We start from the raw sequence: 25876 nt of genomic DNA on the forward strand, positions 1-25876 counted from the left end.
ATTTTCTCAAAATCTTGCGTAAATACTAGGAAAAGCGGATAAGATTCTTTTATTTTTGCCGATTGTCCTTTTTGTAGCCCAACCGGCAATAGATGGGTAGCTGAAACCGTAAAATACCGGAATAACCGGCCGGGAACGGATCCCGGGAATCCCGGTAACTACAGGTACGCAGCAGGAGGATGATGAGTAATTATTAATTAAGTATAATAACAGCGGTTTGGCATTACCACATTTATTAAAACACGTTTATACCTTCGGTACCGATGAGGTGATCCGCCGGGGTAAAAAAACATTTGCACTCGGATTTGTAGAACTGATCGAATATGATAAACTCACCGGAAGCATTTATTTCAGGGTAAAAGACGATTCTTACAGCACGTTTTACAAAGTACATATTCAAAAGTTCAATGATCCGAAAAACCTGGCATTGAAATGCAACTGTCCGTATAACCTGGGCGATGTATGTAAGCATGAGGTAGCAGCATTATTCCAGTTGCAGGAGCTGATGGATAAGGGGCAGCTTGAAGATGAGGAAGTGTACTATGATCAGCGGCATACCGTGGTAAAGATCCGCAACCTGGATATACGCTCGATCCGGCACCTTTGTGCAACGGAAACCTTTAATGAAGCAGAAAAGTTTCTGCAGAAAAAAAAGGCGAAAATCGTTTATGCACAGGATGAAACCGTAAGGGCTGTAGTAACACTTGACGGAAAAGAGTATAAAGTAGCCATCAAAAAGAACGAAGAGCGCAACTTTGACACCAGCTGCGATTATGACGATACCGATCACCCGCTTTGTTTGCCCAAAGTGATCGTTTTCCTGCAGCTGATCAAGCAGCATGGCGCCTTTTATTTTGATACCATCCGTAACCGCGATGTGGAAAAGAATAAGTTGCTGGAAGCCTACGGTTACTCGCTGAATGATGATCTGAAAGGGAAATTTGAGTTTGTATTTAAGGATGGCAAGCCGTTTTTACGGGTGCTGGATCCGAAGATCAAACGCATCAATACCCTGAGCACTGCTGAAAAACCGGCGGCATCCGCCATTAAACAACAGGCTCAAACCATTGAAAAAGAAGAATCCGTAGCAGTAGCCGAACAACCGGCAAGAAAGCTGGGGATCGTCTTTGATTTTAATAAGGCAATATATCCCTATTTCCAGGTGCATGTGGTATCCGGAGAACTGAATGAAAGCGGATCCGGTTTTGCAGGAAAAGCTGCGACTCTTGATATCAGTCATTTTATTGATACGGCCGATTTCAGTGAGGAGGATATCAGCCTGCTGAATACCGTCCGGAAACTGCAGGATGCGGAGATCAATAAATATGTAAACCGGAATACACCCTTTAATAATCTTTGGGAGCAGGAAGAGCCTGCTATAGAAATGAACACCGAAACCCGGCAACTGGTAAATGAGTACATGTTGCCCCGGCTACGGAAACTGCTTGTGGATGCAGGTGAAGAAGGCCTGGCCTTTATCCTGGCCAAGGGCAAATCGTTTATTACCAACCATCTTGAACAGATCGATATTTTTACAGAACCGGCGGTTACCGAGTTCTTTGTAGATAAAGAAGATGATGAGCGCTTTAGCTGCGACTGCCTGGTGCGGTTGCGGGGCATGGTGCATGGCGTGGAGCAAAATGAAAGTCCCTGCCCGCTGTTGTTCCTGTACAATCATCAGTTGTTCCTGTTCAGCAATGCAGAAAGCATCAGCCTCATCGAAAAATTCCTGCCTGCGGGAAAAATGATCATTGATCCCGATCAGTGGGCCGAAACCCTGCATGAGTTCATATTACCGCTGGCGCGGGAATATAAGGTAGACTTTGATGCTTCCATGCTGCATGTAATGAAGAATATTGTACCGGAAGCAAAACTGCTGTTGATTGAAAAAGGAGACCACCTTATTTTCAAACCGCAATTTTCCTATAAGGGTTACGAAACGGACCTGCTGGGAAAGGAAATTTTCCTCATCCCCGAAGGAGATAAGATCCTGTCGATACACCGGAATAAGGAAAAAGAAAATGCGTTTGTAGACCGGCTGAAGAACCTGCACTCGAACCTGGTGATGAACGAAGAAAACGGTACGCTTTCCCTGAAAGGTACGGAGATCCTCAAGGATAACTGGTTCTTCCTGTTTGTAGATGCCATGAAGGAAATGCAGGTGCCTGTGTTTGGTTACGATGCATTGCGGAACTTCCGCTTCAATACCGCCAAACCGCAAACCAAGATCTTTATTTCCAGTAATACGGATTGGTTTGATGCCAAGGTAGATATCGTTTTTGGCGATCAGCAGGTTTCCATTGCTGATGTAAAGCGCGCACTGGCAAATAAACAGATGTATGTGCAGCTGGGCGATGGCACCCTGGGGGTATTGCCCGAAGAGTGGCTGAAAAAATATGCCCTTTTGTTCCGGGTGGGTGAAGGCGCCAATAACAACCTCAAACTTTCCAAATACCACAAAAGTGTGGTGGATGAGTTGTTTGAACTGAAGAATGAAGAAGAGCTGGTATTTGAGCTGGAAGAAAAATACAACCGTTTAAGAGATTTTGATAAGATCCATGAAATTGAACCGCCGGCGCACCTGCGACCGATCCTGCGGCCTTACCAGGAAGCAGGGTTCCAGTGGATCAACTATTTGAAAAATGTAAACTGGGGTGGTATCCTTGCGGATGACATGGGTTTGGGTAAAACCGTTCAGGCCCTGTCTTACCTGGAGCATCATAAATCCCAGAATCCTGACGCACGGATCCTTGTTATTTGTCCCACCACGCTGATCTATAACTGGGAAAATGAAATCAAGAAATTTACGCCGTCCTTAACCTACCGGATTCATCATGGACCCTCGCGTACCCGCAATACCGAAGATATTTTAAAACAGGATGTAACCATTACCACCTATGGTACCCTGCGCAGCGATATCAAATTGTTTGTGGGCGTGCCTTTTGATTATGCGGTACTGGATGAAAGCCAGGCCATCAAAAACCCTTCCAGCAAGGTTACCAAGGCGGCTTACCTGATCAATGCAAAGCACCGGCTTTGTATGAGTGGTACGCCGTTACAGAACAATACGTTTGATATTTATGCGCAGATGAACTTTTTGAACCCGGGCATGCTGGGCAGCATCGAGTTTTTCCGGCAGGAATTTGCAATTCCCATCGATAAGCTGGGAGAGGCCGACCGGAAAGAGCATTTGCGGAAAATCCTGTATCCGTTTATCCTGCGTCGCACGAAAGAGCAGGTGGCCAAGGATCTGCCGGAAAAGCAGGAAATGATTCTCTGGTGCGAAATGGAAAGCGAGCAGCGTTCTATTTATGACGCCTACCGGAATGATTACCGGGATAAGATCCTCGGTAATATTGAATCGCAGGGTATTGGCCGTTCACAGATGACGATCCTGCAGGGCTTGATGAAGCTGCGGCAGATCTGCGATTCGCCGGCCATATTGAATGAGGAAGAGGCCTTTGAGAACCATTCTATAAAAATTGAAGAACTGGTGCGGGAGATCACCGAAAACATGAGTGATCATAAGGCGCTGATCTTTTCACAGTTTCTGGGAATGTTGGGCCTTATCCGGCAGAAACTGGAAGCCCTGGGTATCAAATACGAATATTTTGATGGAAGTACTTCGGCCCCGGATCGCGAAAAAGCCATCCAGAGTTTTCAGAAAAATGAAGAAGTACGGGTATTCCTTATCTCTTTAAAAGCCGGGGGTGTGGGTTTGAACCTTACAGCGGCAGATTATGTGTATATCGTAGATCCCTGGTGGAACCCAGCGGTGGAGCAGCAGGCCATCGACCGTACGCACCGTATCGGGCAAACCAAGAGTATTTTTGCCTACCGCATGATCTGTAAGGATACGATCGAAGATAAGATCCTCAAACTGCAGGAGAAAAAGAAGGCCCTGGCAAAAGACCTTATTTCGGATGAAGCCGGGTTTGTAAAATCGCTGACAAAAGAAGATGTAGAATATCTGTTTAGTTAATAATGAACAGGGAGTGGCGGGCTGCAAATGTTTTACCCGCTACTCCCGGTTTCCCGTTCGCTATTCTTACAAATAATTTAAAATATGAAATTCAGAAGGGGTATTTTATTGTTCATCATTGGTGTGCTCCTCGTAGCCTATTTTACCAAACCGTCTAAAGATGGTTTTATCAAATGGATGCAGCCGGTGGTGAGCCGCACGCACAACCCTCCTGTAGTGGATTACCAGGATAAATTCCTTTATGCGCTGGTAACCGCAACCTATGTGGACGCAGGTAACCCGGTTAAAGAAAATAACCGCGTGGTGGCGCCTTCCAGTAAAGAAACCTATATTGGTGTTTTCGGCCGTTACTGGAAACAGTAGGCGTATCAGCAATCAGCTATCAGAGGTCAGCTTTCAGCCTTCGGTGATCAGTTGTTTACATCTGTGATCGATGATTTGGCATTGCATGAGAAAATGAGAATAGGGAATTGGATGCCATATCAGGTACTAACCGCGACCCAATCTGGAACTTTAAACGTTAAACCTGAAACCGCCCTCACCCCCTCGGATGCCGCTCCCGGTAATGCTTTGGCGACTGGCCGAACTTTTTTTTGAAGATCCGGGAAAAATAAAAAAGCGTATCAAAGCCCGTTTGATCGGCGATCTCCCGTACAGGTAAGCTGGTAGCACGCAGCAATTCGCTGGCTTTGCCCAGCCGCAACTCCAGGTGGTATTGATTGGGCGACAGTCCCGTTACGGCTTTAAAATCTTTTCTGAATTTGGAGTAGCTAACCGTGAGTTGCTGCGCTACATGCGTCATGCTTACATCACTTTCCAGGGCTTCCTGTAACAGGAACTTTGCTTTGGAGATGTATTGAAACGCATCGCCGGTATTTTCTTTTTTGTAAACCGATGCATTATAAACCAGCGACAGCAATTGTACCACAAAGCCGGCGATCAGTTGGTGGTATCCCGGGGTGGCATTTTTGATCGTATGGATCAGGTTATGAAACGTGGCCAGTAGCTCTTCGTGCAACCCTACATGGATCACCGGGTTTTTTTTGCTGAAAAAGCCGGATTTCATCAGCCGTTGCGGGTAGTAGCCGTTAAAGCCGATCCAGTATTCTTCCCAACCGATTTTGGAGATGGGTTTATACCGGTGCCAGGTACCCGGAAACAACAGGAAGCAGCTGCCTTCCTGTATCGTACTGGAAGCCTGGTGCGCTGTTTCAAAAACACCGCTTCCCTGCGAGATGAATACAATATAGTAATCATTCAGGATCCGTCCTTTGTTCCAGGTAAAGCGATGGGTGCTGGGATGTTCGCGGCTTAGCGGATAAGGCTGGTGTTGACCGATTTTGGTATAGCCCACCGTGGTAACATACAATCCCCAGTTGTCTTCAATCGTTGTTTTTGCGAGATATTTATGAAAATTCTTCACTTCTTAAATATACATGAAATATCAGAAAGTGTAAATTAAAAGCGGGATAGTGTATGTGTTTTCGGCTTAAGCAGGTGTAAATTTGGAACAGAAGCCGTTGATGAAAAGCAGGATTGGATCCTACTCCGGCGATGATGATTGCTTTATTAACAAAAGGTAACGATTGATGATTTGGGTAAATAATAGCCGGGATCGGAGTTGTTGTACGGTCCCGTATCTGGTACAAAAAACGTTCATGGGAGCCGGTATTAGAAATATATTTTTTGAACAGATCAGAAAATGTAAATTTAATGCCCGGTGACAGCCATAGGAAAAACGCACCGGTAGCCCATTCAATATTTAAACAAGCCAATTATGATGATGCTCAAACTGCTAAAAAGATCGCTGCTGCTAAGGCAGGGCGCACTGTTTCTGTTGCTGCTTTTGTTTCAGGAGGCGGCAACCGCCCAGGGAACGCAATCTACCATCCAGGGGGTGGTAACCCTTAGCCGCTCCGGTGATGACCCGGCGGGTACTTCTATTAATGTAAAAGGAAAGATAGAGGCCACCGCCACCGACAAAAATGGAAAATTCAGTTTAAAACTCCGGCTGCCGGCCACCCTGGTCATTTCAAGGGTCGGTTACGGTACAATGGAAATACCGGTAGTATCGGATGAGCCGGTAACCGCATTGCTTACGGAAACCAGCAATAATATGAACGAGGTGGTGGTCGTAAGCTATGGTACCCGGCTGGCAAAAGATATTACCAGTGCGGTAAGTACTTTTAATGCGGCAAAGGCAAAAGATATTCCGGCTGCAGAATTCGGGCAGCGCCTGCAGGGACGCGTGGCGGGGGTACAGATCAATATGGCCAATGGCCGGCCCGGACAGGGTATCGATATGCGCATACGCGGTGCGGCATCATTGGGTAATGGTTATCAGCCGCTGATCGTAGTGGACGGTCAAATCCTTTCCGGGTCCAATACCCGGTCTGGGGATATGAGCGTGATCAACCCCGATGATATAGAAACTTTCACTGTGCTGAAAGATGCGGCAGCAGCGGCGCTTTATGGTTCCCGTGCGGGAAACGGGGTGATCTTAATTACCACCAAACAGGCAAAAGCCGGACGTACCAGCATCAGTTTTGATACCTACTACGGCTGGCAGAAAGCGCCCCAGAAGGGACGGCCGGACATGATGAATGCCCGGGAATTTGCCACCTATATGAAAGGTTTTTATGAAGATAAGATCAAATATGAAGGATATACCAAGGGTATTCCTGATGAATATGCTAATCCCGATCAATACGGCGAAGGTACTAACTGGTATGATGCCTTGTTAAGAACAGCCCCAATGAAGAACTTTTCCCTGAATCTTTCTTCAGGTACGGAAAAACTGTCGTCTTCTTCTACCATGTCTTATTTTGACCAGGACGGCTTATTACTAAATACCAATCTGAAACGCTTCTCCTTCCGGAGTAATAATGAATACCGGCCAGGGGATGCTTTTAAAATTGGGCTGAACCTCGCCCCTTCCTACCAGGTGGAACATAATACAAGAAATTTTACCGATGGAAACCGCCAGATCATTGCCAATGCCACAGCAGCTTCGCCATTGCAACCTATCTACAACGCGGACGGCTCTTTCAATAGCAAGGCTTCTTCATTTGGTATGTTGAACCTAAACAACCCTGTACAGCAATTGCTGCTGGCGGATGCCAATTACAAAACGCTGCGGTTACTGGGAAATGCTTATGCCGATATTGCAATTTTAAAGAACCTGCATTTTAAAACAACCATTAATGGGGATGTTGCCTCTTATCAGCAGGACTGGTACCAGGGTACCATGTATGGTATTGGTTTGAGTGCAACACCGGTACCTCGTGCGGCCTCCAGCTCTTCAGCAACACATGCTTCATATGATTATGTTTCCTGGTTGAATGAAAATACATTGAACTATAACCTGAAAGCGGGGGATCATCACCTGGATCTGCTGGCAGGTTACAGTGCTCAGAAATGGAAAAGAGAGTATCGGAATATATATGGGTCCAACTTTGCGAATGATATAATTCCCTGGATCTCAGGAGCTGCTGTAATCGGAGGCGCCGGCACCGGCGGAGCAAACACATTTACAAATGCAGAGGCCTGGAGCATGGCCTCCAGCTTTGGACGCCTGAGTTATGATTATAAAGGGAAATACCTGTTATCTGCAACCTTCAGAAGAGATGGTTCTTCCCGTTTTGGGTCTGACGTTAAGTATGCTGATTTTCCCTCGATATCGGCAGGCTGGATTGTAAGTGATGAAGGGTTTTTTAAGAAAAAAAATACAGTAAGCTTTTTGAAATTACGTGCCAGTTATGGTAAAACCGGAAACTTCAATATTGGAAACTATCAGTTCGTTACAAATGTCAATGCTGCAAACTATGTATTCGGAGGCACACTGACCCCTGGTTTTGCCTTGAGTCCTACATTGGGTAACCCGGAAGTTACCTGGGAAAGCTCAGCGCAAACCGATATTGGAGCGGATATAAATTTCCTGAAAGACCGGATCGTGTTCTCCTACGATTATTACGATAAAACCACCAGCAAAATGCTGTACCTGGTTTCCCTGCCTTATCAGTCGGGTTATTCCAATATACAGCTAAATGTGGCTAAGTTCCGGATGTGGGGACATGAGTTTACTCTTAGTTCACGCAACCTGGTAGGCAAATTCGAGTGGACTACCGACTTTAATATATCATTCAACGATAATAAACTGCTGGAATTGCCCCCCAATACACCATTTATTGGCAATAACACAACCTATGCGGGTTATAACCGAACGGTTAAAGACGGCCATATCGGAGAGTTTTACGGATATGTATTCGATGGGGTGTACATGAACCAGGCGGAGCTCAACAGCCAGCCAAAACATTCCACTTCAACCGTAGGATCGGCCCGGATGAAAGATGTGAAAGAAGATGGGGTTATTAACGCAGATGACCGTACTCTGATCGGTAACCCCAATCCGAAATACAATTTTGGGATCACAAATACCTTCCGGTATAAAAATTTCGATCTGAACATTGTGGGCTATGGCCAGGGCGGAAACCAGATCTTAAATGCTAACCGTGCAGACTGGACCAACCTGGATGGTGTAATGAATGTGGCTTCCGATATGATGAACCGCTGGAGATCAGAAGATAATCCGGGCAATGGTAAAGTGCCCAGTACCCGCAACGGAACCACTGAATTATACCGTTTGGCTAACTCTTCCTGGGTGGAAAGTGGTAATTTCTTTACGATTAAGAATATCGCGCTGGGCTATACATTCCGGCAGGACCTGCTGAAGTATGTAAAAGCCGCCCGGGTTTATGCCAGTGTGCAGCAGGCCTTTGTGTTTACAAAATATACAGGGATGAACCCCGAAGCAAATTCCACAAAGGATGACGCAACGGGCACATATGGGCAGGACCTCAGTACCTTCCCGATCCCCCGCACATTTATGATCGGAGCCAATTTTAGTTTTTAAGTCTTAAAGAAATTTACAATGAACAGCAATAAATATATTTATGGGTTTTGCATCTTTGCTGCAGTTGCACTTGCTTCTTGTTCCAAAGATTTTTTGACGCTTTATCCAGAAGGAAATCTGAATGAAGGCATCTTTTATAAAACACCACAGGATTTTCAGCAGGCCGTTGTGGGAACATATACACCCTTGCGCGATATTGCCGCCAACGCATTCTGGATGGATGAAATGCGATCTGATAATGCAACCTACGACTACTACGCAAAGGACCGGGGAAGTGCTGCCCGTGAAAACATTTCTTCGTTTATGGACGATGCCACAAACGGTGTTACCCTGGTGCGTTACCAGGCGGCTTACACCGGAATCGGCCGAGCCAATGCCATCCTGGATCATTTGCAGGAAAACAATACATTATCCGACTCGCTAAAGAAGCAGATCTCCGGGGAGGCTAAAGCATTAAGGGGCCATTATTATTTTGACCTGGTACGCAATTTTGGAGGCGTGCCGCTGCACCTGCATGAAGTGCTTCAGGCGGCCGATGCCTACCTGCCCAGGGCCACTGAAGAAGAAATATATACGCAGGTAATCAATGACCTGAAAGATGCAAAGGACCTGCTTCCGATGCCCTCTTTTAAAGTTGCCGAAACCGGAAGGGTAAATAAAGGCGTAGTGACTGCGGAACTGGCTGCTGTTTATATGCAACGCAAGGATTATGCGAGTGCGTTACCACTGCTGCAATCGGTTACCACTATGGGATATAGCCTTATGTCTAGCTTCAGTGCGGTGTTCAACCCCGCCAATAAAAATGCAAATGTCAACAAAGAGCTGATCTTTGATGTACAATACCAGTCGGGAACTACGGGACAATCCAGCTCCTTTATCTATCGCTTTATTCCGCATATGCCCAATACTACCAATGTGTTGGGAGTGAACTTCAGTACCATCGGTTTTGGAGGCTGGGATGTTCCTTCAGACGATCTGATCGGACTGTTTGAGCCTGGGGATAGCCGGTTTAATGCTTCTATCGGAATCGTGGCGGGAAAGATCAATGATGCGCAGGATTTTACAGCTGATAGCGTCGTTAGCAATGCCGTGGGCTATACACCCAAACCTGGTGTAACTGCAAAATATTTTTGTAAAAAATATTATTTCCTTCCGGTGCCCAATATCAATCAAAATACTGATCAGAACTGGCCCCTGTATAGATATGCCGATGTATTGCTGATGCTGGCAGAATGTTTAAATGAAACCGGAAAACCGGGTGATGCGCTGCCTTTTCTGAACCAGGTGAGGGCCCGTGCGTTTGGGGATGGCAACCACAATATCAATACGGCCGACCAGGGACAGTTACGTACCGCTATTGCATTGGAACGGAGGCGGGAGCTGGCGTTTGAAAATAAAAGATGGCAGGACCTTATCCGGACGGACCAGGCGATTCCGGTAATGACAGCCTACGGCATTACTGCCAAACAGAAATATCCCTATATGTTGCCCCAGTCCTTTACGGTAACGCAAAACAGATTGCTATACCCGATTCCACAGACCGAGATGAATCTGAACAGCCAGTTAACTCAGAACCCAGGGTATTAATTCCTTTTAAACACATACGAATGAAAAATGAACTCTCACAGGAGCAGATCGGTTACTACCAGGAAAACGGATTTATAGTAATTGATGATTTTTTGTCGCCCGAGGAGCTGCAGGAATGGCGGGAAGCAGTAACGGAAGCAATTGCAGAACGGAACGGCATCAAGATCCCCGGCCAGGATATCAAAGTGGGCATGGATGACGGCATCAATGAAGATGCGGAATATTTCTCCAAGGTATTTGACCAGCTGCTGAACCTTTGGCAAACCAATGGAAAGGTTAAAAAGATCATGATGGACGAACGCATTGGTAAAATGGCGGCGGAACTGGCGGGCGCAGACGGTATCCGGATCTGGCATGACCAGGCCCTGTTTAAAAAACCCTGGGCCAATCCTACTTCCTGGCACCTGGATACCCCCTTCTGGTCTTTTTCCGACCGCAAAGCGCTTTCCATCTGGGTAGCCCTGGATGATGCCACACTGGAAAACGGCTGCCTGTACTTTATACCGGGATCGTTTAAGGAAACGACCTTTGAAAATAAAGGGATCGGTAAAAATATGGATGGCATCTTTGACGTATACCCACAGTTTAAAAAGGTAAATTCCGTTGCCGCAAAAATGAAGGCCGGCAGTTGCTCTTTTCACAACGGACTTACCATTCATGGTGCGGGCGCCAATATGACGAGCGGTTATCGCAGGGCCATGACCTGTGCCTATATGCCGGAGGGGAATATATTTAACGGGCAGGCGAATATTTTGCCAGACGCCTACCTGAAAACACTAGCGATCGGTGACCCCCTGAACAGCGACGAGCAGAACCCATTGATCTATCATAAATAAACAGTCTTGAATATACGATTTCTTTGCCCGCGCTGGGGCGCGGAACAGGTGGAGTGGGCACCCTTTCTAAAGGAGGTGAAAAAGGCCGGCTATGCGGGCATTGAATGGTTTCCCTTTGGGGAGCCGGGCGATCCGCTGGCAGTGCTGCCGCTGCTGGAGGAGCTGGGGCTTGACTTTTCCATCGTTATGCAGGTAACCAGCGCGTATTCCGGTTTTGAAACATATATCACCGCATTAAAGAACGACCTGCAAAAACTGGCGGCGCTGCGTACGGCGCAAAAGCAACCCCTGTTCATCAGTGTGCAATGCGGCCGGGAATATTTTACCAGCGAACAGATCCTGGCATGCCTGCAGGTTTGTGCAGAGGTAGCAAACGCAAGCGGCACGGCTATTTACCAGGAAACCCACCGCAATAAATGGTCCTACGGTGCACACACGGTATACCCGCTGCTGCAACAAAAACCGGAACTGGCGCTTACGCTGGATGTATCGCACTGGTTCTGCGTTTCCGAAAGCTACCTGGAAGATCAGCAGGCAGCGGTGGAAGCGGCCATCCGGCAAACCTTCCATGTGCATGCGCGGGTGGGGCATACAGAAGGGCCACAGGTAGTTGACCCGGCCTTCCCCGAATATACATTGGCACTGAATGAACATCTCAGGATCTGGGATCAGTGGGTGGCGCACCGGCGACAGCAGGGATTTACGGAAAGCACGATAACGCCCGAGTTTGGCCCCCCGCCCTATCTGGCACGCGCCAACCGGGATATAGATCTGCAACAGGAGCAATGGCGGCTGAACTTATGGATGAAAAATCTTTTGAACGAACGGTATAATAAAACGGAACATGAAGCGTAGAACCTTTCTGGAGCGTGGCAGCCTGCTTACGGTGGGTGCCCTGATGTATGAAAATATAGCATGGGCCTCTCAGAACGACCGGGTGCAGGTGGCGGCAAAAGACCAGCTGTATGAATTATTTAAAACACCGCAGGCGGTTTACCGGCCCTTTGTGCGCTGGTGGTGGAACGGTGATAAAGTGGAAAAAGGAGAACTGTTGCGGGAGCTGAAGCTGTTAAAAGATGCCGGCATTGGCGGCGTGGAGATCAATCCCATTAAGTTCCCGCAGCGTACCGATGATATGGGTATCCGTTCGCTGACCTGGCTCAGTGATGAGTGGGTGGACGTGCTGGACTTTACGTTAACGGAAGCAAAGAAACTGGGCCTCACCTGCGATCTGATCGTAGGCTCCGGATGGCCCTTTGGTGCCGAATACCTCCAGGGCGATGAATGCGCGGATATCATGACCATTGGTGTAAAGAAGGTAACCGGGTTAATGGATTTCGAAGCACCGATACTGGACTTTATCAAAGAAGCCGACCCGGCAACCACAAGCCCCTATGCCCACCGGAAGCTGGAAATGCAAAAGGTATTTATGGTTCCGGATCCTATGAAATCATTGGATGAAGTGGTGGATCTTTCCGATCAAATCGCCTCGGGTTTTATTAAAACAAAAGTTCCCCAGGGCAATTATGCGATCTATGCCCTCCTGAAAACACGGGCATTCCTGGAGGTGATCAACGGCGCTCCGGGCGCAAACGGACAGGTACTGAACCACTTTAATAAAGCGGCGGTGGAAAAGTACCTGAATCATATGAGTGATGCGATCCAGAAAAAGATCGGTCCGTTAAAAAACCGGGTACGTGCACTATTTGTAGACAGCATGGAGCTGGAAGGTGCCAACTGGACGAATGACATGGCGGAAGAATTTAAAAAACGCAGGGGCTACGACATTATGCCCTACCTCCCCCTGATCTTTTCCAGGATCGGTGCCATGGGAAATATATACGACTATAATTATGGCACCCGCTTCACTCCGGAGTTCCAGGATGTCATCGAACGGGTACGCTGCGACTTCGACCGTACAAAAATAGAGCTCTTAAAAGAGCGTTTTGTGGAGCCCTTTCAGCAATGGTGCAAAAGCAACGGAATGCTATCGCGGGCACAGGCTTACGGACGGGGCTATCATCCGCTCGAAGCCAGCATGGGTATGGATCTGCCGGAAGGCGAAACCTGGATCAAATACGGGATCGGGGAAGAAATGCCGGAAACGGATTACCGCATCGGGCGGGGCTATACCATGGTCAACAAATTTGTTTCTTCTGGAGCGCATCTTGCCGGAAAACGGGTGATCTCCTGCGAGGAAGCAACCAATACCGATATGGTGTTTAATGCATCCCTTCAAACCCTGAAGCTGGCCTCGGATCAAAGCCTGATTACAGGAATTACGCATTCCGTTTACCACGGGTTTAATTATTCGCCCAAAAATGCACCCTTCCCCGGCTGGATCCGGTATGGGAATTTTATGAACGAGCGCAATACCTACTGGCCGTTCTTTAAACGGATCAATGACTATAAGGCCCGTGTATCTGCACTCCTGCAGCATGCAGATATGTTTGCTGATATTGCCATACTGCCACCGTTGTTTGATGCCTGGGGTAAATTCGGAGCCCCCAATGAACCCTTCCCCTCACTTACCTATCCGGCCAACCTGTCCCTGATCTGGGAGGCCATACAGCAGCACGGGCATGGATGCGATTATGTATCGGATGCGATCATTAATAAAGCAGTTGTAAAGGAGGGATTCCTGGAGTATGGTCCGCGTAAATATCATACCCTGTTCCTGGTGCACGTGCAAAGCCTGGAACCGGTTACTGCCCGTAAACTGCTGCAGTTTGTGCAATCCGGCGGAAAGGTGATCTGTGTACAGAATATGCCGGATAAATCGGTAGGGCTGCTCAATGCAACAGAGCAAACCAAACTCGTCCTTAGTATTCTTGAGGAACTGAAAACCTTTAAAGACCGGTTTATTTTTACAGAACATCCGGAAGAAAATTATCCGGCCTGGTATAAAGCGCTGCAACAGAAATACCAGATAAAACCCTATGTAAGCATTACGGATGGCAACCCTTTTATTCAGCAGGTGCGGTATACCAACGATACGGTAGATCTGCTGCTGGTGTTCAATTCCAGCGCCAACTATCCTTTTAAAGTAACCTTCCGGCCGGACGCAGCCATTTACGAAGGGCGGTTCGGGCATTACTGGGACGCCGTTACGGGGGATTGTTACCGCCTTGAGAACGACCGGGAGATCACGGTGACCCTTTATCCCGCAGACATGCGGATCTTTGTTTTTGAAAAGGACCAGCGGAAAAAACTTCCCCTGTATAAAGAAGTGCCGGAGTCGGAAGGACAATACCCGGAGATCACCACGCCCTGGAGCGCCGAATTCCGTCATATCGACGGTTCGGTGAAAACAGCCTCGCTTTCCGGCTTAAAAGATCTGAAAGAGCTGCCCGAGTACCAGTATTTTGCAGGTACCGTTATTTACCGGAATACATTTTCAAAAACCGCGAACGGCCCGTCTTACATCGACCTGGGTACCGTACAGGGTATTGCACAATTAACATTAAATGGAAAAGACCTGGGCGTGCGGTGGTTTGGCCGTTACCTGTACCATGTGCAGCCCTGGATGCGGCCGGGTGAAAATACCATCGAGATCGCGGTTACCACCACCATGGGCAACTATATGAAGTCGCTTACGGACAACCCGGTAGCGCAGTACTGGACAAACGGAAAAAGAAAGCCGCAGCCCATGCGTTCTATGGGCTTGCTGGGACCTGTTACTGTATTTTAAAAAATGAATGATGCGAAGAAAAAATGTTTTTTTAGCCATACTCCTTTCCGGCCTTTCATTGATGGCTGCGGCAAAAGATTATAGTGCTGTTAGTTTTGGCGCAAAAAAAGATGGCATGAGCCTGAACAGTGCCATTATACAGGGGGCCATTGACTATATTCACGAGCAGGGCGGCGGCCGGCTGGTATTTGATGAAGGAAAATATCTTACCGGCACCATCTTTTTGAAGTCGAATGTAACCCTTCACCTCAAAAAGGGGGCCGTGCTGCTGGGTTCCGTAAATCCCTTCGACTATGAAAAAAATAAGTACATCGGCTGGACGTCCATGATCTTTGCCATAAAACAGGACAATATCGGCATTACCGGTGAAGGCATGATCGATGGACGTGGCTTTCTTACTGCGGTCAATATGGTAGGCAATATTCAGAAAGGATTGGTAACGGATCCGTTGAAATACGACCGGCCCAATGAAACCAACCGCCCGCAGAACATCTATTTCCGTGAATGCACCAATGTGCGTATTACGGGTGTAACACTGAAAGATCCGGCCAGCTGGAACCAAACCTACGACCAGTGCCGGAACCTGTATGTAGACAGCATTCATGTTGATAGTAAGAGTTACTGGAACAATGACGGCATTGATGTGGTAGACTGTGACAGTGTGGTGATCAAAAACTCTTATTTTGATGCGGCGGATGATGTGATCTGCTTCAAATCGCACGACGCCACAAAGATCTGTCAGAATGTGATCGTGGATAACTGTACCGGCAGGTCCAGTGCAAACGGGCTGAAATTTGGAACGGTTTCCCGTGGCGGGTTCCGGAATTTTAAAGTAACCAACCTGAAGATCATTGACACCTACCGTTCGGCCATTACGTTTGCCGCAGTAGACGGCGGATTTGTAGAAAACATAGAAGTGGATGGTGTGCGTTCGATCAATACCGGTAATGTCATTTACCTCCGCATTGGCGACCGCTGGAGCAACGGCAAACAGCCGTATATGAAAAACGTTCGTATCTCCAATGTATATGCAGAAGTGCCGGCTACCAAACCGGATGCGGGGTATAGCTACGAGGGCCCTATCGAAGACCTGCCGCGGAATATTTCACCGGCCAGCATCATCGGGCTGCCGCAGTATAAGATACAGGATGTAACGCTCAAAAATATCGAAATCGTTTATCCCGGCGGCGGCAACCCGCACTATGCCCGGCGTGGATTAACCAGGGCGGAGCTGGAAAGCATTCCGGAAATGCCCACAGCTTACCCGGAGTTTTCGCAGTTTAAGGAACTGCCGGCCTGGGGATTTTATGTGCGGCATGCCACCGGTATCCGTTTTGAGAATATTACGCTAAGAGCAAAAGAAAGCGATTACCGCCCGGCCATCGTATTTGATGATGTACAGCAGGCCTCTTTTAACAAAGTGAATGTAGCGGAGCCGGCTGCCAAAAGCAAGAAGCAGGTGTTCCTGCACAATACTACAAGATCCAAATAATTTCATTTTTAAAGTTGTTATCATATGCGCGTATTAAAACTGATCCTGTTTACGGCGTTATTACCAGTGTTTGCGGCTGCCAAAGAATATAAAGCTTCCCTGTTCGGCATCCTGTCGGATGGTGTTACCAACAATACCCGTTCGATACAGAAAGCCATCGATTTCATTCATGAGCAAGGCGGCGGTCAGCTGGTGTTCTATGTAGGGCGCTATGTAACCGGGGGCGTGCAGCTCAAATCCAATGTAACCATAAAGCTGGAAGAAGGTGCGGTGCTGGTAGGTGCGCCATCTGTTTATGATTATAACAGCTCCGGCCGTATCAGGGCCATCATCAGCGCCGACGGGCAGCAAAACATCGGTATTTCCGGGAAAGGGGTGATCGAAGGCAATGCCTTAAGCCTAATGGCAAATGTTGCGGTATTACAGCAGAACGGCTATCTGCGTTCACAGGATTTTGTGCGGCCGGCACTTATGGGGTTTACCAATTGCTCCAATATAAAAATCGATTCGGTGAACCTCTGGAACGGTAGCGGAAAAGCCCAGGTATTTGATGCCTGCAGCGATGTGGTGGTGGAAACGGTAAACATCAGTAGTAAGCAGGTTGGCGGTACCGGGGGCATCCGCTTGTTGGCATCAAAAAATGTACTGATAAAGGATACGTTTATTGATGTAGCATTGCAGCCATATATTGAAGGATCAAAAAACAATCAATCCATCCGGGTTGACCGGGCAATTGATCCCGCCGGGAAACTGCTCAGTGTTTCGGAGTAAACCGGATTCAATATACATTCAACAAAATAAACCACATAACTCACGCGTTTTTTTCGGCCTGTAAGGACATAATAAACATACTTATGGTCGCCCTGAACCGTGTCATCCTGGGTTGTTTATTCGCGTTGCAAAATCAATAAGATGAGGACAATCGTTCCCAGGAATCATCCCGAATATATCACCCGGTTCCGGTGTGCCGGAATATTTCAGGGTCTGTATGGACGTCTGTTAATCCAGTTTCTTTAAGAGTCGCACCGCATTTTTATGATACAAGTTGTTTGATGGAACGGCGGTGGCATATTTTTTAGCCAGTTCCTGGTGCCCCGTTTTGTAAGCACACAGGGCCGCAAAAAAATAGCTGTCTTCCTGGTAGGCCGAACTGCTTTGTAACAGTTTTTCAAAAACAGGCAGGGCGGTTCCCGGCTGTTCCGTTTTCAGCAGGCAAACCCCATAATAAAAGGCAGCCATTACATCTTCCGGGTTACCATCCGCCGCGGCTTTTAAATGCGGCAGGGCTGCCTGGTATTGCTGATCGTTAAACAATTGTCCGCCCTCTTTGCCATGATCTGTGGCGCCTCTCACCACAACATTAGGCATAGGTGTTACCGGGTATCGGTCGATACTGGCCGGCGTCAATACAAACAACAACAGTACGGCGGCTACCGCTACGGCGGCAAACACCAGTTTACGCACGCGGCCTGTACGAGGTGCGGCGGCAGCCTTTTCACGGAAATGCTCCCGGGTAAGCGGCTCCAATACGGCTCTTAATTGGGCTGCGCCTGCTGCAGCGGCTTCGTGTTTCTGAACAACGGCCTCCGTATACAGCCAGTCTTCATAAGCCTTCCTTACATCTGGCTCCTGCGCTAGCCGGCGCTCAAAATCGCTGCGTTCTTCCGGTGACAGGGTATCTGAAATATATGCTTCTATTTGTTCGTAAAGATTCATGACTGGTGACGGTTGTGATTGACTAATTCGATTAATTCAGACATACAGATGGATTTCTTTTTCCGCAGGTAGGCATAGCTTACACCCAGCTGTTCCGCCAGTTTCTGCTGCGAATCGCTGAGGTAGGATGCCCGGATGATTTCCCGGCAACGCTCACTGAGCTGTTCCAGCAGTTCCATTACCAGGGCTTCCTGCTCCATTTGCTGCGCATGTGCCGATGCTTCTGCGTCTGTGTTGTCCTTCAGGTATTGATATCCATCATCCAGACTTTTTGTTACCCCCGACCGGGATTTTTTCTTCAGCAGATTGATCCATTTCCGTTTACAAATCAGTAACAGAAAGGCTTCAAAAGGGCAGGTCAGCACAAATTTTCCATCGGCCGCCAGCTTAAAAATATCGATCAGCGATTCCTGGAAAATATCCCCGCATTCTTCGGTATCGGCCCCTTTCGATTTCAGGTAGGCAGTAATGGACGGGGCATATTTACGGTAGATTTCGGAAAGCAGCACTGAATCATTCTTCCGTAATGCTTCAATATATCGTTGGTCTGTATGCAATCTTATAAAAATTAAATAGAATAAACGGTACCTCTTACAGCAGCAGCGTTACCTCCAGGGTTCCCGCTCCCGAATCTCAAAAATATTGAATATATTTACCATAGCGAACATTTTGGATGTATAACATATGGTGCGGGGCACAGATTCATTCCAGCACATGCCGCTTTGCCTTATAAATCAATGACACGGGCATGGCAATGGAATAGACCCGTATTTTTCAGGTAACAATTTTTGCAACCGGCTGATCTGCATATATGGGACAATTAAAACGGAAGCCACTATTTTTTTTAACAGGGTTATTGCTTGCTGCAGTTGCGGCGCATGCCCAGGTGCAAAAAGCGGCATTGGAGGACAGTACGATACAAACCGCTCCGGATAGTGGCGGACTTCGTTTTTCGGCCCCATTGCCCGCGCTGACGCAGATCCCCGGTGCTCCCGAACCCTTCTATACCCATTTATGGGATTTTGGCGATGGGCATTTCAGTACCGAAGCTGCTCCGGTACATAATTATACCGCGGAAAAGGATTACGATGTATACCTCTACGCGGTAAATAACTATGATGACGGCAAAAAGCCCGAACGGAAGAAAATAAAAGTGGCGGCAAAGGGCAATAACAATAATGTGGCATCGGTATCAACCGCTGAAAAAGACTTCTTTAAAGCGAACGGTGTTTTCGAACTAAAGTACAACTGTATGGCTAAACCCAATGATACCATGGTATTGCTGGTGGGCTGGAAAAACACTGGTACACAGGATGACCAGGGGAAGCTGTACCTGTTTTTAAATGAGAAGATTTTTGACCAGACCTGTTTTGAAAGTGCGGGCGATAATAAAGGATTCCGCTTTTTTAACAGCGGAGATAGCCTGGTTGCCGGCCCCCCGGCGTTGATGGCCGGCTTGGAACCGGGCAAACAACTGAAAATTACGGAAAGCGGTAGTCCGCCTTCCTCGGTGGTGCAGGTGCTGAACTATGCGGAGGCGGCCAATACCTTTTCGAGCACCATGCTGCTGTACAAAAACAGCTTTATGATCGAGCTGGGAAATACGGCACCCGGAGCTGCACATTTTGCCCTGGCCGAGTTAAAAGTAACGCCGGAAATGATCAAAGACACCAATGCCACTGTAACGGTTACCGGTGTATATGTTCCAAAGAAAGGAAACCCCGTTCTGCACCGCCTCAATATACCGGTGGTGAATTCGCACGACCCGAATAAAATGAATTTAAAAGGCGGCAGGCTCAGCTACCGTTTTTTAAGCAAGCATAAAGAACTGACCTATAAGGTTCGTTTTCAGAATACGGGTAAGGGGCCCGCACGTAAGATTGCACTGGATGTTGCAACGCCAGGATCCCTCGATCCGCAAACCGTACAGATCAAGGATCTGTCGCCATTTTGTGCGCCCTGTCAGGCAGGTGCAGAGAAGCGGGGCTGCTGGGAGCTGGAAAAAAAAGAAAACGGTCTGTTGTTTACGCTGCACGGGATCTATTTACCCGGCACCAACCAGAAAGGAGTGGATGATAAAGACAGCACCAAGGGGTTTATGGAGTTTTCTATCGTAACAAAGAAAAAGCTGGATCCGGTTCCCTTTAAAGCGCGGACCGCCATTTATTTTGATAAAAATGAACCCATATACACCAATAATGCTACAGGCCGGTTTAAGAAAAGTATCTCGCCCATTGTAATGGCCGGCTTTGAAAAGGCCACAGGTAAGGGAATGGTCAGCGATGGAATTGTAACCGGTTTGGGTCTTGCTCCGCTGGCACCCTACCGCCCTTTTTTCCAGTTTGAGCTGTATTATAAACAAGGGCTCAAAACAAGTGCGGGCAGCTATACGGTAGAGCGGAATGGCTTTATATCCATCGACGGGCGAAAAGAGTTCCCCTACAACAAAATGGATTCCTCGGTAGCCCACACCCTTTCACAGATAAAGCTGATCCCCCTCCAGCTGCGGCATAACTTCGGAAATTATTTTTCGGCAGGTGCAGGTATCAGCGTTACGGCTAACCTGGGCGGCAGTACGGAAACGACCCTAACCTATCACGGTGTTTCTGCCAATGGGGTGGCCGGGCAGATCTATGAACAACCGCTGTCCGAAAAGATAAAGGCCTTTTCCGGTATACGCGTACAACCCTTTATTGATATCCAACTGGGAAAAGTAAAGCTGGGCCCCCAGTTGGGCATCCGGTATTATTATAACGAAAAAAAGAATGGGTATACATTCCTTTATGCGGGATGGAAGTTTTAAGTAAACAAAGATCCCGGGAACAGGCTCTGTTCCGTAGCCATACAGTGCCCGCTGTTTCACTGGCCGGTGACCGGCGGAAAACCGCCTGGCATAAAAAAAAGCCGGCGGGTACCGGTCGCTTGCGGGTGCTGCTGATGGTAATAGCTTTTACCTTTTTCTCAGGTGTGCCGCCAGCCGACCCGCTGGAGAGCCGGTACCGGCACATGAAACAGAACGATTCCCTGGAAGCATGGGCCGATTTTCTTTTTGACCAGCTCGATCTGGATCCGGGGCTGGCCGTAAACCGGGAAGAATTTCTGAAAAAAGCCTTATGGAGGCCACCCCGCACGAGAGAAGAGAAGCTGGCCTGTTACCAGTTTTTTATCAATACCGGCTGGCATTTACTAACGCAGCGGCAGGTTCCGACCTCCATCACCTGGTACGAACAGGCTTATGCGTTTTATGAGCGTAACAAACAGGACACAGCGCTAAAGCAGGAAATGGATTTTGAGGAATATATTGCCAAACCACTGGGAAATAATTATACGAGGGTGGGCGATTTTTCCAAGGCGGTTTACATCCAGCAACGGGCCATTAACGAGGCATTAACCGCGCACCGGAGTGCAATTATTCCCGGCTTGTATTTAAACCTGGCCACCACTTATTTCCGTATGCACGATGATGCGGCACTCCGTAACACCATTGCACTCGGACTTCAGAGTGCCAGGCCCGGAAGTTCCGATGCCCTGCCCCTGTATAATTTAAAAGCAGAAGCTTATTTAGAAGCCGGAAATACCGACAGCGCCGACATCTGGAACCAACGGGCGCTGCTACTGGGCCGGCAACTTGCCGGTGCTTCCAGTGCATTACAAACAACCCTTTTAGCCCGTGCCCGTATATTAAACCTCTCCGGCAAACACCGGGAATCGCTGTATTATCTTGAAGAGATCCGAAAACAGGTAGCCGCAGACAATATTGAACTGAAAGTGGAAACGGCTATTGAAGCGGGAAATGCCTACCTGCTGATGCAGCAGCCGGATAGTGCAGCAGCCTGGCATCAACGGGCTTTGGCGTATTTCAGGAGGGATGCACAGGGCCTGTTCCCCGATTTTAAAGTAACCACCGCGCTCTTTGGTGTGGCCACTGCGTTGTTATATAAAGACCCGGTAGCGGCAGCCCGGTGGTTCGAAAAAGCCGTGCTGAATGATTATTATACGGAGCAGTTATTACCGGCATCCCTCAACAGCAGTACGGCTGCCTATGCCAATAAAAAATATTCAGAAACGGCAATTGCCTTATATCACCAGCTATTTGATCAGCACCAGGATCCGGAATACCTTCTGAAAGCGCTTTGGCTAACAGAATTATCCAAGGGCCGGGTATTGATCAATGAGCAACGGAGAACGGCCTCCTGGAAACAGGATGCGCTGCTTTCCAGCAATAAAAAATGGGTCGATCAGCTGCGCTCCCTGTACGTGCTCCTGGCCGAAACACCCGAGGGTAGTTACCGGCAGCAGATCCGGCAAAATATCCAGCGCCTGGAATTTGAACTGAACTTAAAAGAACGGGAAAGTGTAGCCCTGCTCAGGCTGCCTTCTTATGAAGTGTTCCGCAAATGGGTACAAACGGCCGGCAGGAATAAAGTGTTGCTTAGCTATTACCTGGGAGATAGTTATTCCTATATCATCCAGGTACAGAACGGGCTATTCCGGCACCGGCTCGATACCGCCACAGCAACTCATGTAAAGGAGATCGGCGATTTTATGCACCGGTATTTTTATGCAGGACCGGCTGCTTTTAACAGGGATCCGCGGGCATACTATGCACGTGCAGCCAAATTGCTGTATACCTGGAATCCCTGGTTTTCCGGGCCCGCACCGGCGGTATTGATCTCGCCCGACCGCGAATTGCACAACCTGCCGTTTGAAGCACTTTGCATCGCTGCCGATACCCCGGCATACTGGGGCGCCAGCACATCCATCGGGTATAGTTTTACCTTCTTACAGAATGCGTTTGCCGGAACAGGCAGCAATAATGCCCGGCCTGTAACTGTTTTCAGTTTTGAAAAACCACACCTGGGATTTCCGGGGCTTCCGCAATCTCTAAAAGAAGGATCTTTTCTTGCAAAGCATTTTGTAACGCAGCAATATTCAGCGGCGGGCACGTCCGATTCCGCTTTTATGGCGGCGCTCAATACCGGTAATATCATTCACCTGGCATCGCACGCCGTTGCAGATCCTGCGGAAAAACAACCCTACCTGGTTTTAAAAAATAAACTGTACCTGGGCGAGCTTCAGTATATCACTACGCGATCACCACTGGTTGTGCTGGCGGCCTGCGAAACGGGATCCGGTCTTTTGCAGCAGGGTGAAGGCATGCAGAGCCTGGGCCGCATCCTGCTGAGCAAGGGTGTAGACGGGGTACTGTCTTCCCGTTGGGAGATCGATGATGCAGCTTCCGGTGAACTGATCCGGGAATTCTATCAGGCATTGGCTACCGATCCCGATCCGGCCTCCGCATTAAAAAAAGCGAGGGTCGCCTATCTGAAAAAACATCAAACCGCAGCCGCACAAAACCCGTTGTTCTGGGCCGCCTATTTTTACCAGGGCAACGATACGCCGTTGTGGATCCGGCAAAAGCGCTCTTCTGCGCTGATGCTTTCCCTCTTCTGTATTGCCGGCGCTGTGCTGGTTACCACCCTGTTCTTCCGGTATAAGAAATTACTATAACCGGCAGATCCGTTCCTGTATACAAACAATGCATGATACTTGTGGGGCTAAGGGACTCCCAAATGAATGCGTCAATCATCGGCAGCACCCCGCTATTGAATGAGCAACCCTATCGCTGCAACTGAAAGGGCAATAACGGATGCTTAAAGGAATGCCGCACCAATCCGATCCGACATATATTTTTTGCTTTTTTTTCTCCAACCAGGTAACAAACGATTCCCGCTATTGATATACCGGTAGAATCCTTTTTGTAAAATTTAAAAAACAATGTTTATGAAAAAGAATATTTTACTCCAGACCCTCACGGTATTATCGTTAGCCACGGTTTTTTATGCGTGCAAGAAAGACAATACCCCCATCGATCCGCGAAGTGCCTATCAGAAAGATGTGGAAAAGATGATCCGCTTTTTTAAAGATCATGAACCTGCTGTTGAAAAATTTACGGTGGATGCCGCAGCAGGTAGCACCATTACGTTGCAGAATGGCACAAAGATCACGTTTGGCCCCAATGCTTTTGTAAAACCCGGTGGTACCGTGGTTACCGGCAATGTTAACGTATCAGCCCGGGTTTTTATCAAGGCAAGTGAAATGATCCTGGGCGATAAGCCTACATTGACCAGTGACGGAAAGATCCTCGAAACCTTTGGAGAAGCAATGGTTACGGCTGAACAAAACGGTCAGCAACTGGCGCTGAATCCTCAGCAAAAACCTCCGGGCGTTGTAGCGCCTGTTGGAGTGGCCAATGCAAATGGCGCCAATCGTGATATTGCAATGTGGGACGGCGATACAACGGTGCACACCGAAACCAGCGGATACAACCACGAAAATGCGCTGACCACGATCACCGAAACCTATACCATTAAAAAAGGAATGCAATGGACACAGATTCCGGGCTCCTTTGGTTCTGCGGGCGCAGCTACTACCTATTTCCCGCTGGATAACCTCGGCGATTGGCGGAACTGTGATGCGCTCTATGGCATTGCTGCACCCAAAACCACGGTGCTGGGTTATTTTGGCGATAAGTTCAATATTCAAACCGGTAACAATTATTCCGGCCAGGATCCCACAGAATTGTTCTTTAAAGTGGCCGGCGTAAATACCATGGTGAAACTGTACAATCCTATTTTTCACCCCATCGCCGGAAAAGAAGGATTGCTGAGTTACCAGAACAGCATACCTGTTGGTGCAAACGGAACCTTCCTGGCCATGAGTACCCTGAATGGTAAATTCTATGCAGAAATGCGGGATGTAACCATCACACCTGATGCCGGAAAGAATTTCATGGGCATCACATTCAATCTGCAGGAGGTTTCCGAGGCCCAATTGCTGCAGCTGATTCAACAAATGAATACCAAATAAAGGTCTACAATACCAGGCAACCCTTTCAATAAATACCTCCATCGTTACCGGGAACTGCGTTTGCAGCTTCCCGGTTCTTTTTGAAGTTTTCCGGATCGCTTCCGCAGATGAGTTAACGAATAAGCTCCGTAGCCCATATTTACAGGAATAACTGCAGGCCGGAGCAACGCTTTTCGTAACAGATGACAGGCCCGCTCTATTATGGGTCAGCTACCGCATGCCTGCCGGTAAAGCGAACCGGATTCCCATAAGAAAATTGTTAAGTCAGCCGCAGATCGGCGCCCTGAGGCCAAAAAAAAAGGTCTTTCTGTAGAAACAGACCGACCTCTAACGATTGCTTGCCATATGAAAAAGTTAATGAATAACTTCTAATACAAAGATAGTCATAATTCATGCCACTTTGATATACTGTCATTTTTACAGAAATTCATTTAAACCAAAATGTTTAATGAAGGCTGTAATTTAATTCGGAAATCATTGATGCTTAACAATCAGCATTGAAAATAAATTAATAAACAAGCAAAAAATTTTCAATTTTTGAAAAAAACAGTTGTTAGTTAATTTATTGTTAAGAGAATCCCTTATTTTAGTGTCCAGTAACCATTGAAACAAACTATTATGACCTCTAACGATTGTCTTTGCCAGAAATGAACAAAAGCGGATTTTATAAATTCGCTTTTTTATTGCCCATACCTGAAGGTACCGGAAACAAAAAAGGTCCTTCCGTAGAAACGGACTGACCTCTAACGATTGCTTGCCATATGAAAAAACTTAAAAAACTTCTTCGGTT

Annotated in this window: 15 protein-coding genes; 12 read left to right on the forward strand and 3 right to left on the reverse strand. The window is 47.8% G+C overall.

The features are described 5' to 3' along the window. Nucleotides 1–217 precede the first annotated feature (217 nt). Entirely contained in the window at nt 218–3982 is a 3765-nt protein-coding gene (locus LQ567_RS17265; RefSeq protein ID WP_231006654.1) for a DEAD/DEAH box helicase, read from the forward strand. Nucleotides 3983–4066: 84 nt separating this feature from the next. Continuing rightward, on the forward strand, nt 4067–4345 hold the full coding sequence (locus LQ567_RS17270) for a hypothetical protein (protein WP_231006655.1): 279 nt from the start codon (nt 4067–4069) through the stop codon (nt 4343–4345). Nucleotides 4346–4520: 175 nt separating this feature from the next. Here the strand turns inward: LQ567_RS17270 and LQ567_RS17275 are convergent, their stop codons facing one another. After that, nucleotides 4521–5405, reverse strand: a complete 885-nt coding sequence (locus LQ567_RS17275; RefSeq protein WP_231006656.1) for an AraC family transcriptional regulator — start codon at nt 5403–5405, stop codon at nt 4521–4523. 354 nt (nt 5406–5759) lie between these two features. On the opposite strand from LQ567_RS17275, the gene LQ567_RS17280 reads away from it, so the two are divergent. Genes LQ567_RS17280 through LQ567_RS17310 form a run of 7 tightly spaced genes read left to right on the forward strand, consistent with a single transcriptional unit; the run spans nt 5760 to nt 17271 of the window. After that, nucleotides 5760–8894 (forward strand): SusC/RagA family TonB-linked outer membrane protein, encoded by a 3135-nt coding sequence (locus LQ567_RS17280; RefSeq protein ID WP_231006657.1) that lies wholly within the window; start codon nt 5760–5762, stop codon nt 8892–8894. Nucleotides 8895–8912: 18 nt separating this feature from the next. Continuing rightward, a complete protein-coding gene (locus tag LQ567_RS17285) occupies nt 8913–10481 on the forward strand; it encodes a RagB/SusD family nutrient uptake outer membrane protein (RefSeq protein ID WP_231006658.1) in 1569 nt (522 codons plus the stop codon). 20 nt (nt 10482–10501) lie between these two features. Beyond that, nucleotides 10502–11317: a phytanoyl-CoA dioxygenase family protein gene (locus LQ567_RS17290; protein ID WP_231006659.1), complete on the forward strand. Its 816-nt coding sequence runs from the start codon at nt 10502–10504 to the stop codon at nt 11315–11317. Between the two features lie 6 nt (nt 11318–11323). Then, on the forward strand, nt 11324–12172 hold the full coding sequence (locus LQ567_RS17295; RefSeq protein ID WP_231006660.1) for a sugar phosphate isomerase/epimerase family protein: 849 nt from the start codon (nt 11324–11326) through the stop codon (nt 12170–12172). Continuing rightward, a complete protein-coding gene (locus LQ567_RS17300; RefSeq protein WP_231006661.1) occupies nt 12162–15008 on the forward strand; it encodes a glycosyl hydrolase in 2847 nt (948 codons plus the stop codon). The genes LQ567_RS17295 and LQ567_RS17300 overlap by 11 nt, the downstream gene beginning before the upstream one ends. A 7-nt stretch (nt 15009–15015) precedes the next feature. Further along, nucleotides 15016–16500: a glycoside hydrolase family 28 protein gene (locus LQ567_RS17305; RefSeq protein ID WP_231006662.1), complete on the forward strand. Its 1485-nt coding sequence runs from the start codon at nt 15016–15018 to the stop codon at nt 16498–16500. Nucleotides 16501–16524: 24 nt separating this feature from the next. Next, nucleotides 16525–17271, forward strand: a complete 747-nt coding sequence (locus LQ567_RS17310; RefSeq protein ID WP_231006663.1) for a glycosyl hydrolase family 28 protein — start codon at nt 16525–16527, stop codon at nt 17269–17271. A 228-nt stretch (nt 17272–17499) separates the two neighbouring features. Here the strand turns inward: LQ567_RS17310 and LQ567_RS17315 are convergent, their stop codons facing one another. Next, the gene (locus LQ567_RS17315; RefSeq protein ID WP_231006664.1) at nt 17500–18216 is read right to left on the reverse strand and encodes a hypothetical protein; all 717 of its coding nucleotides are present in this window, start codon (nt 18214–18216) and stop codon (nt 17500–17502) included. After that, nucleotides 18213–18773, reverse strand: coding sequence for an RNA polymerase sigma factor (locus LQ567_RS17320; RefSeq protein WP_231006665.1), 561 nt, complete (start codon nt 18771–18773; stop codon nt 18213–18215). The genes LQ567_RS17315 and LQ567_RS17320 overlap by 4 nt, the downstream gene beginning before the upstream one ends. Before the next feature lie 254 nt (nt 18774–19027). Between LQ567_RS17320 and LQ567_RS17325 the strand changes: the two genes are divergently transcribed. From LQ567_RS17325 to LQ567_RS17335, 3 genes are all read left to right on the forward strand, one after another. Further along, a complete protein-coding gene (locus LQ567_RS17325; RefSeq protein WP_231006666.1) occupies nt 19028–21019 on the forward strand; it encodes a PKD domain-containing protein in 1992 nt (663 codons plus the stop codon). Next, the gene (locus LQ567_RS17330) at nt 21007–23727 is read left to right on the forward strand and encodes a CHAT domain-containing protein (RefSeq protein ID WP_231006667.1); all 2721 of its coding nucleotides are present in this window, start codon (nt 21007–21009) and stop codon (nt 23725–23727) included. The genes LQ567_RS17325 and LQ567_RS17330 overlap by 13 nt, the downstream gene beginning before the upstream one ends. A gap of 273 nt (nt 23728–24000) precedes the next feature. Beyond that, a complete protein-coding gene (locus tag LQ567_RS17335; protein WP_231006668.1) occupies nt 24001–25086 on the forward strand; it encodes a hypothetical protein in 1086 nt (361 codons plus the stop codon). Nucleotides 25087–25876 lie beyond the last annotated feature (790 nt).

This window comes from Niabella pedocola, from assembly GCF_021044425.1.
Lineage (GTDB): Bacteria > Bacteroidota > Bacteroidia > Chitinophagales > Chitinophagaceae > Niabella > Niabella pedocola.

Bases quoted from the DNA above. Each gene is read 5' to 3' on its own strand.
- LQ567_RS17325 (WP_231006666.1), top strand. From the start codon at position 19,028: ATGGGACAATTAAAACGGAAGCCACTATTTTTTTTAACAGGGTTATTG.
- LQ567_RS17310 (WP_231006663.1), top strand. From the start codon at position 16,525: ATGCGCGTATTAAAACTGATCCTGTTTACGGCGTTATTACCAGTGTTT.
- LQ567_RS17315 (WP_231006664.1), bottom strand. From the start codon at position 18,216: ATGAATCTTTACGAACAAATAGAAGCATATATTTCAGATACCCTGTCA.
- LQ567_RS17300 (WP_231006661.1), top strand. From the start codon at position 12,162: ATGAAGCGTAGAACCTTTCTGGAGCGTGGCAGCCTGCTTACGGTGGGT.
- LQ567_RS17285 (WP_231006658.1), top strand. From the start codon at position 8,913: ATGAACAGCAATAAATATATTTATGGGTTTTGCATCTTTGCTGCAGTT.
- LQ567_RS17280 (WP_231006657.1), top strand. From the start codon at position 5,760: ATGATGATGCTCAAACTGCTAAAAAGATCGCTGCTGCTAAGGCAGGGC.
- LQ567_RS17335 (WP_231006668.1), top strand. From the start codon at position 24,001: ATGAAAAAGAATATTTTACTCCAGACCCTCACGGTATTATCGTTAGCC.
- LQ567_RS17330 (WP_231006667.1), top strand. From the start codon at position 21,007: ATGGAAGTTTTAAGTAAACAAAGATCCCGGGAACAGGCTCTGTTCCGT.
- LQ567_RS17290 (WP_231006659.1), top strand. From the start codon at position 10,502: ATGAAAAATGAACTCTCACAGGAGCAGATCGGTTACTACCAGGAAAAC.
- LQ567_RS17270 (WP_231006655.1), top strand. From the start codon at position 4,067: ATGAAATTCAGAAGGGGTATTTTATTGTTCATCATTGGTGTGCTCCTC.
- LQ567_RS17305 (WP_231006662.1), top strand. From the start codon at position 15,016: ATGATGCGAAGAAAAAATGTTTTTTTAGCCATACTCCTTTCCGGCCTT.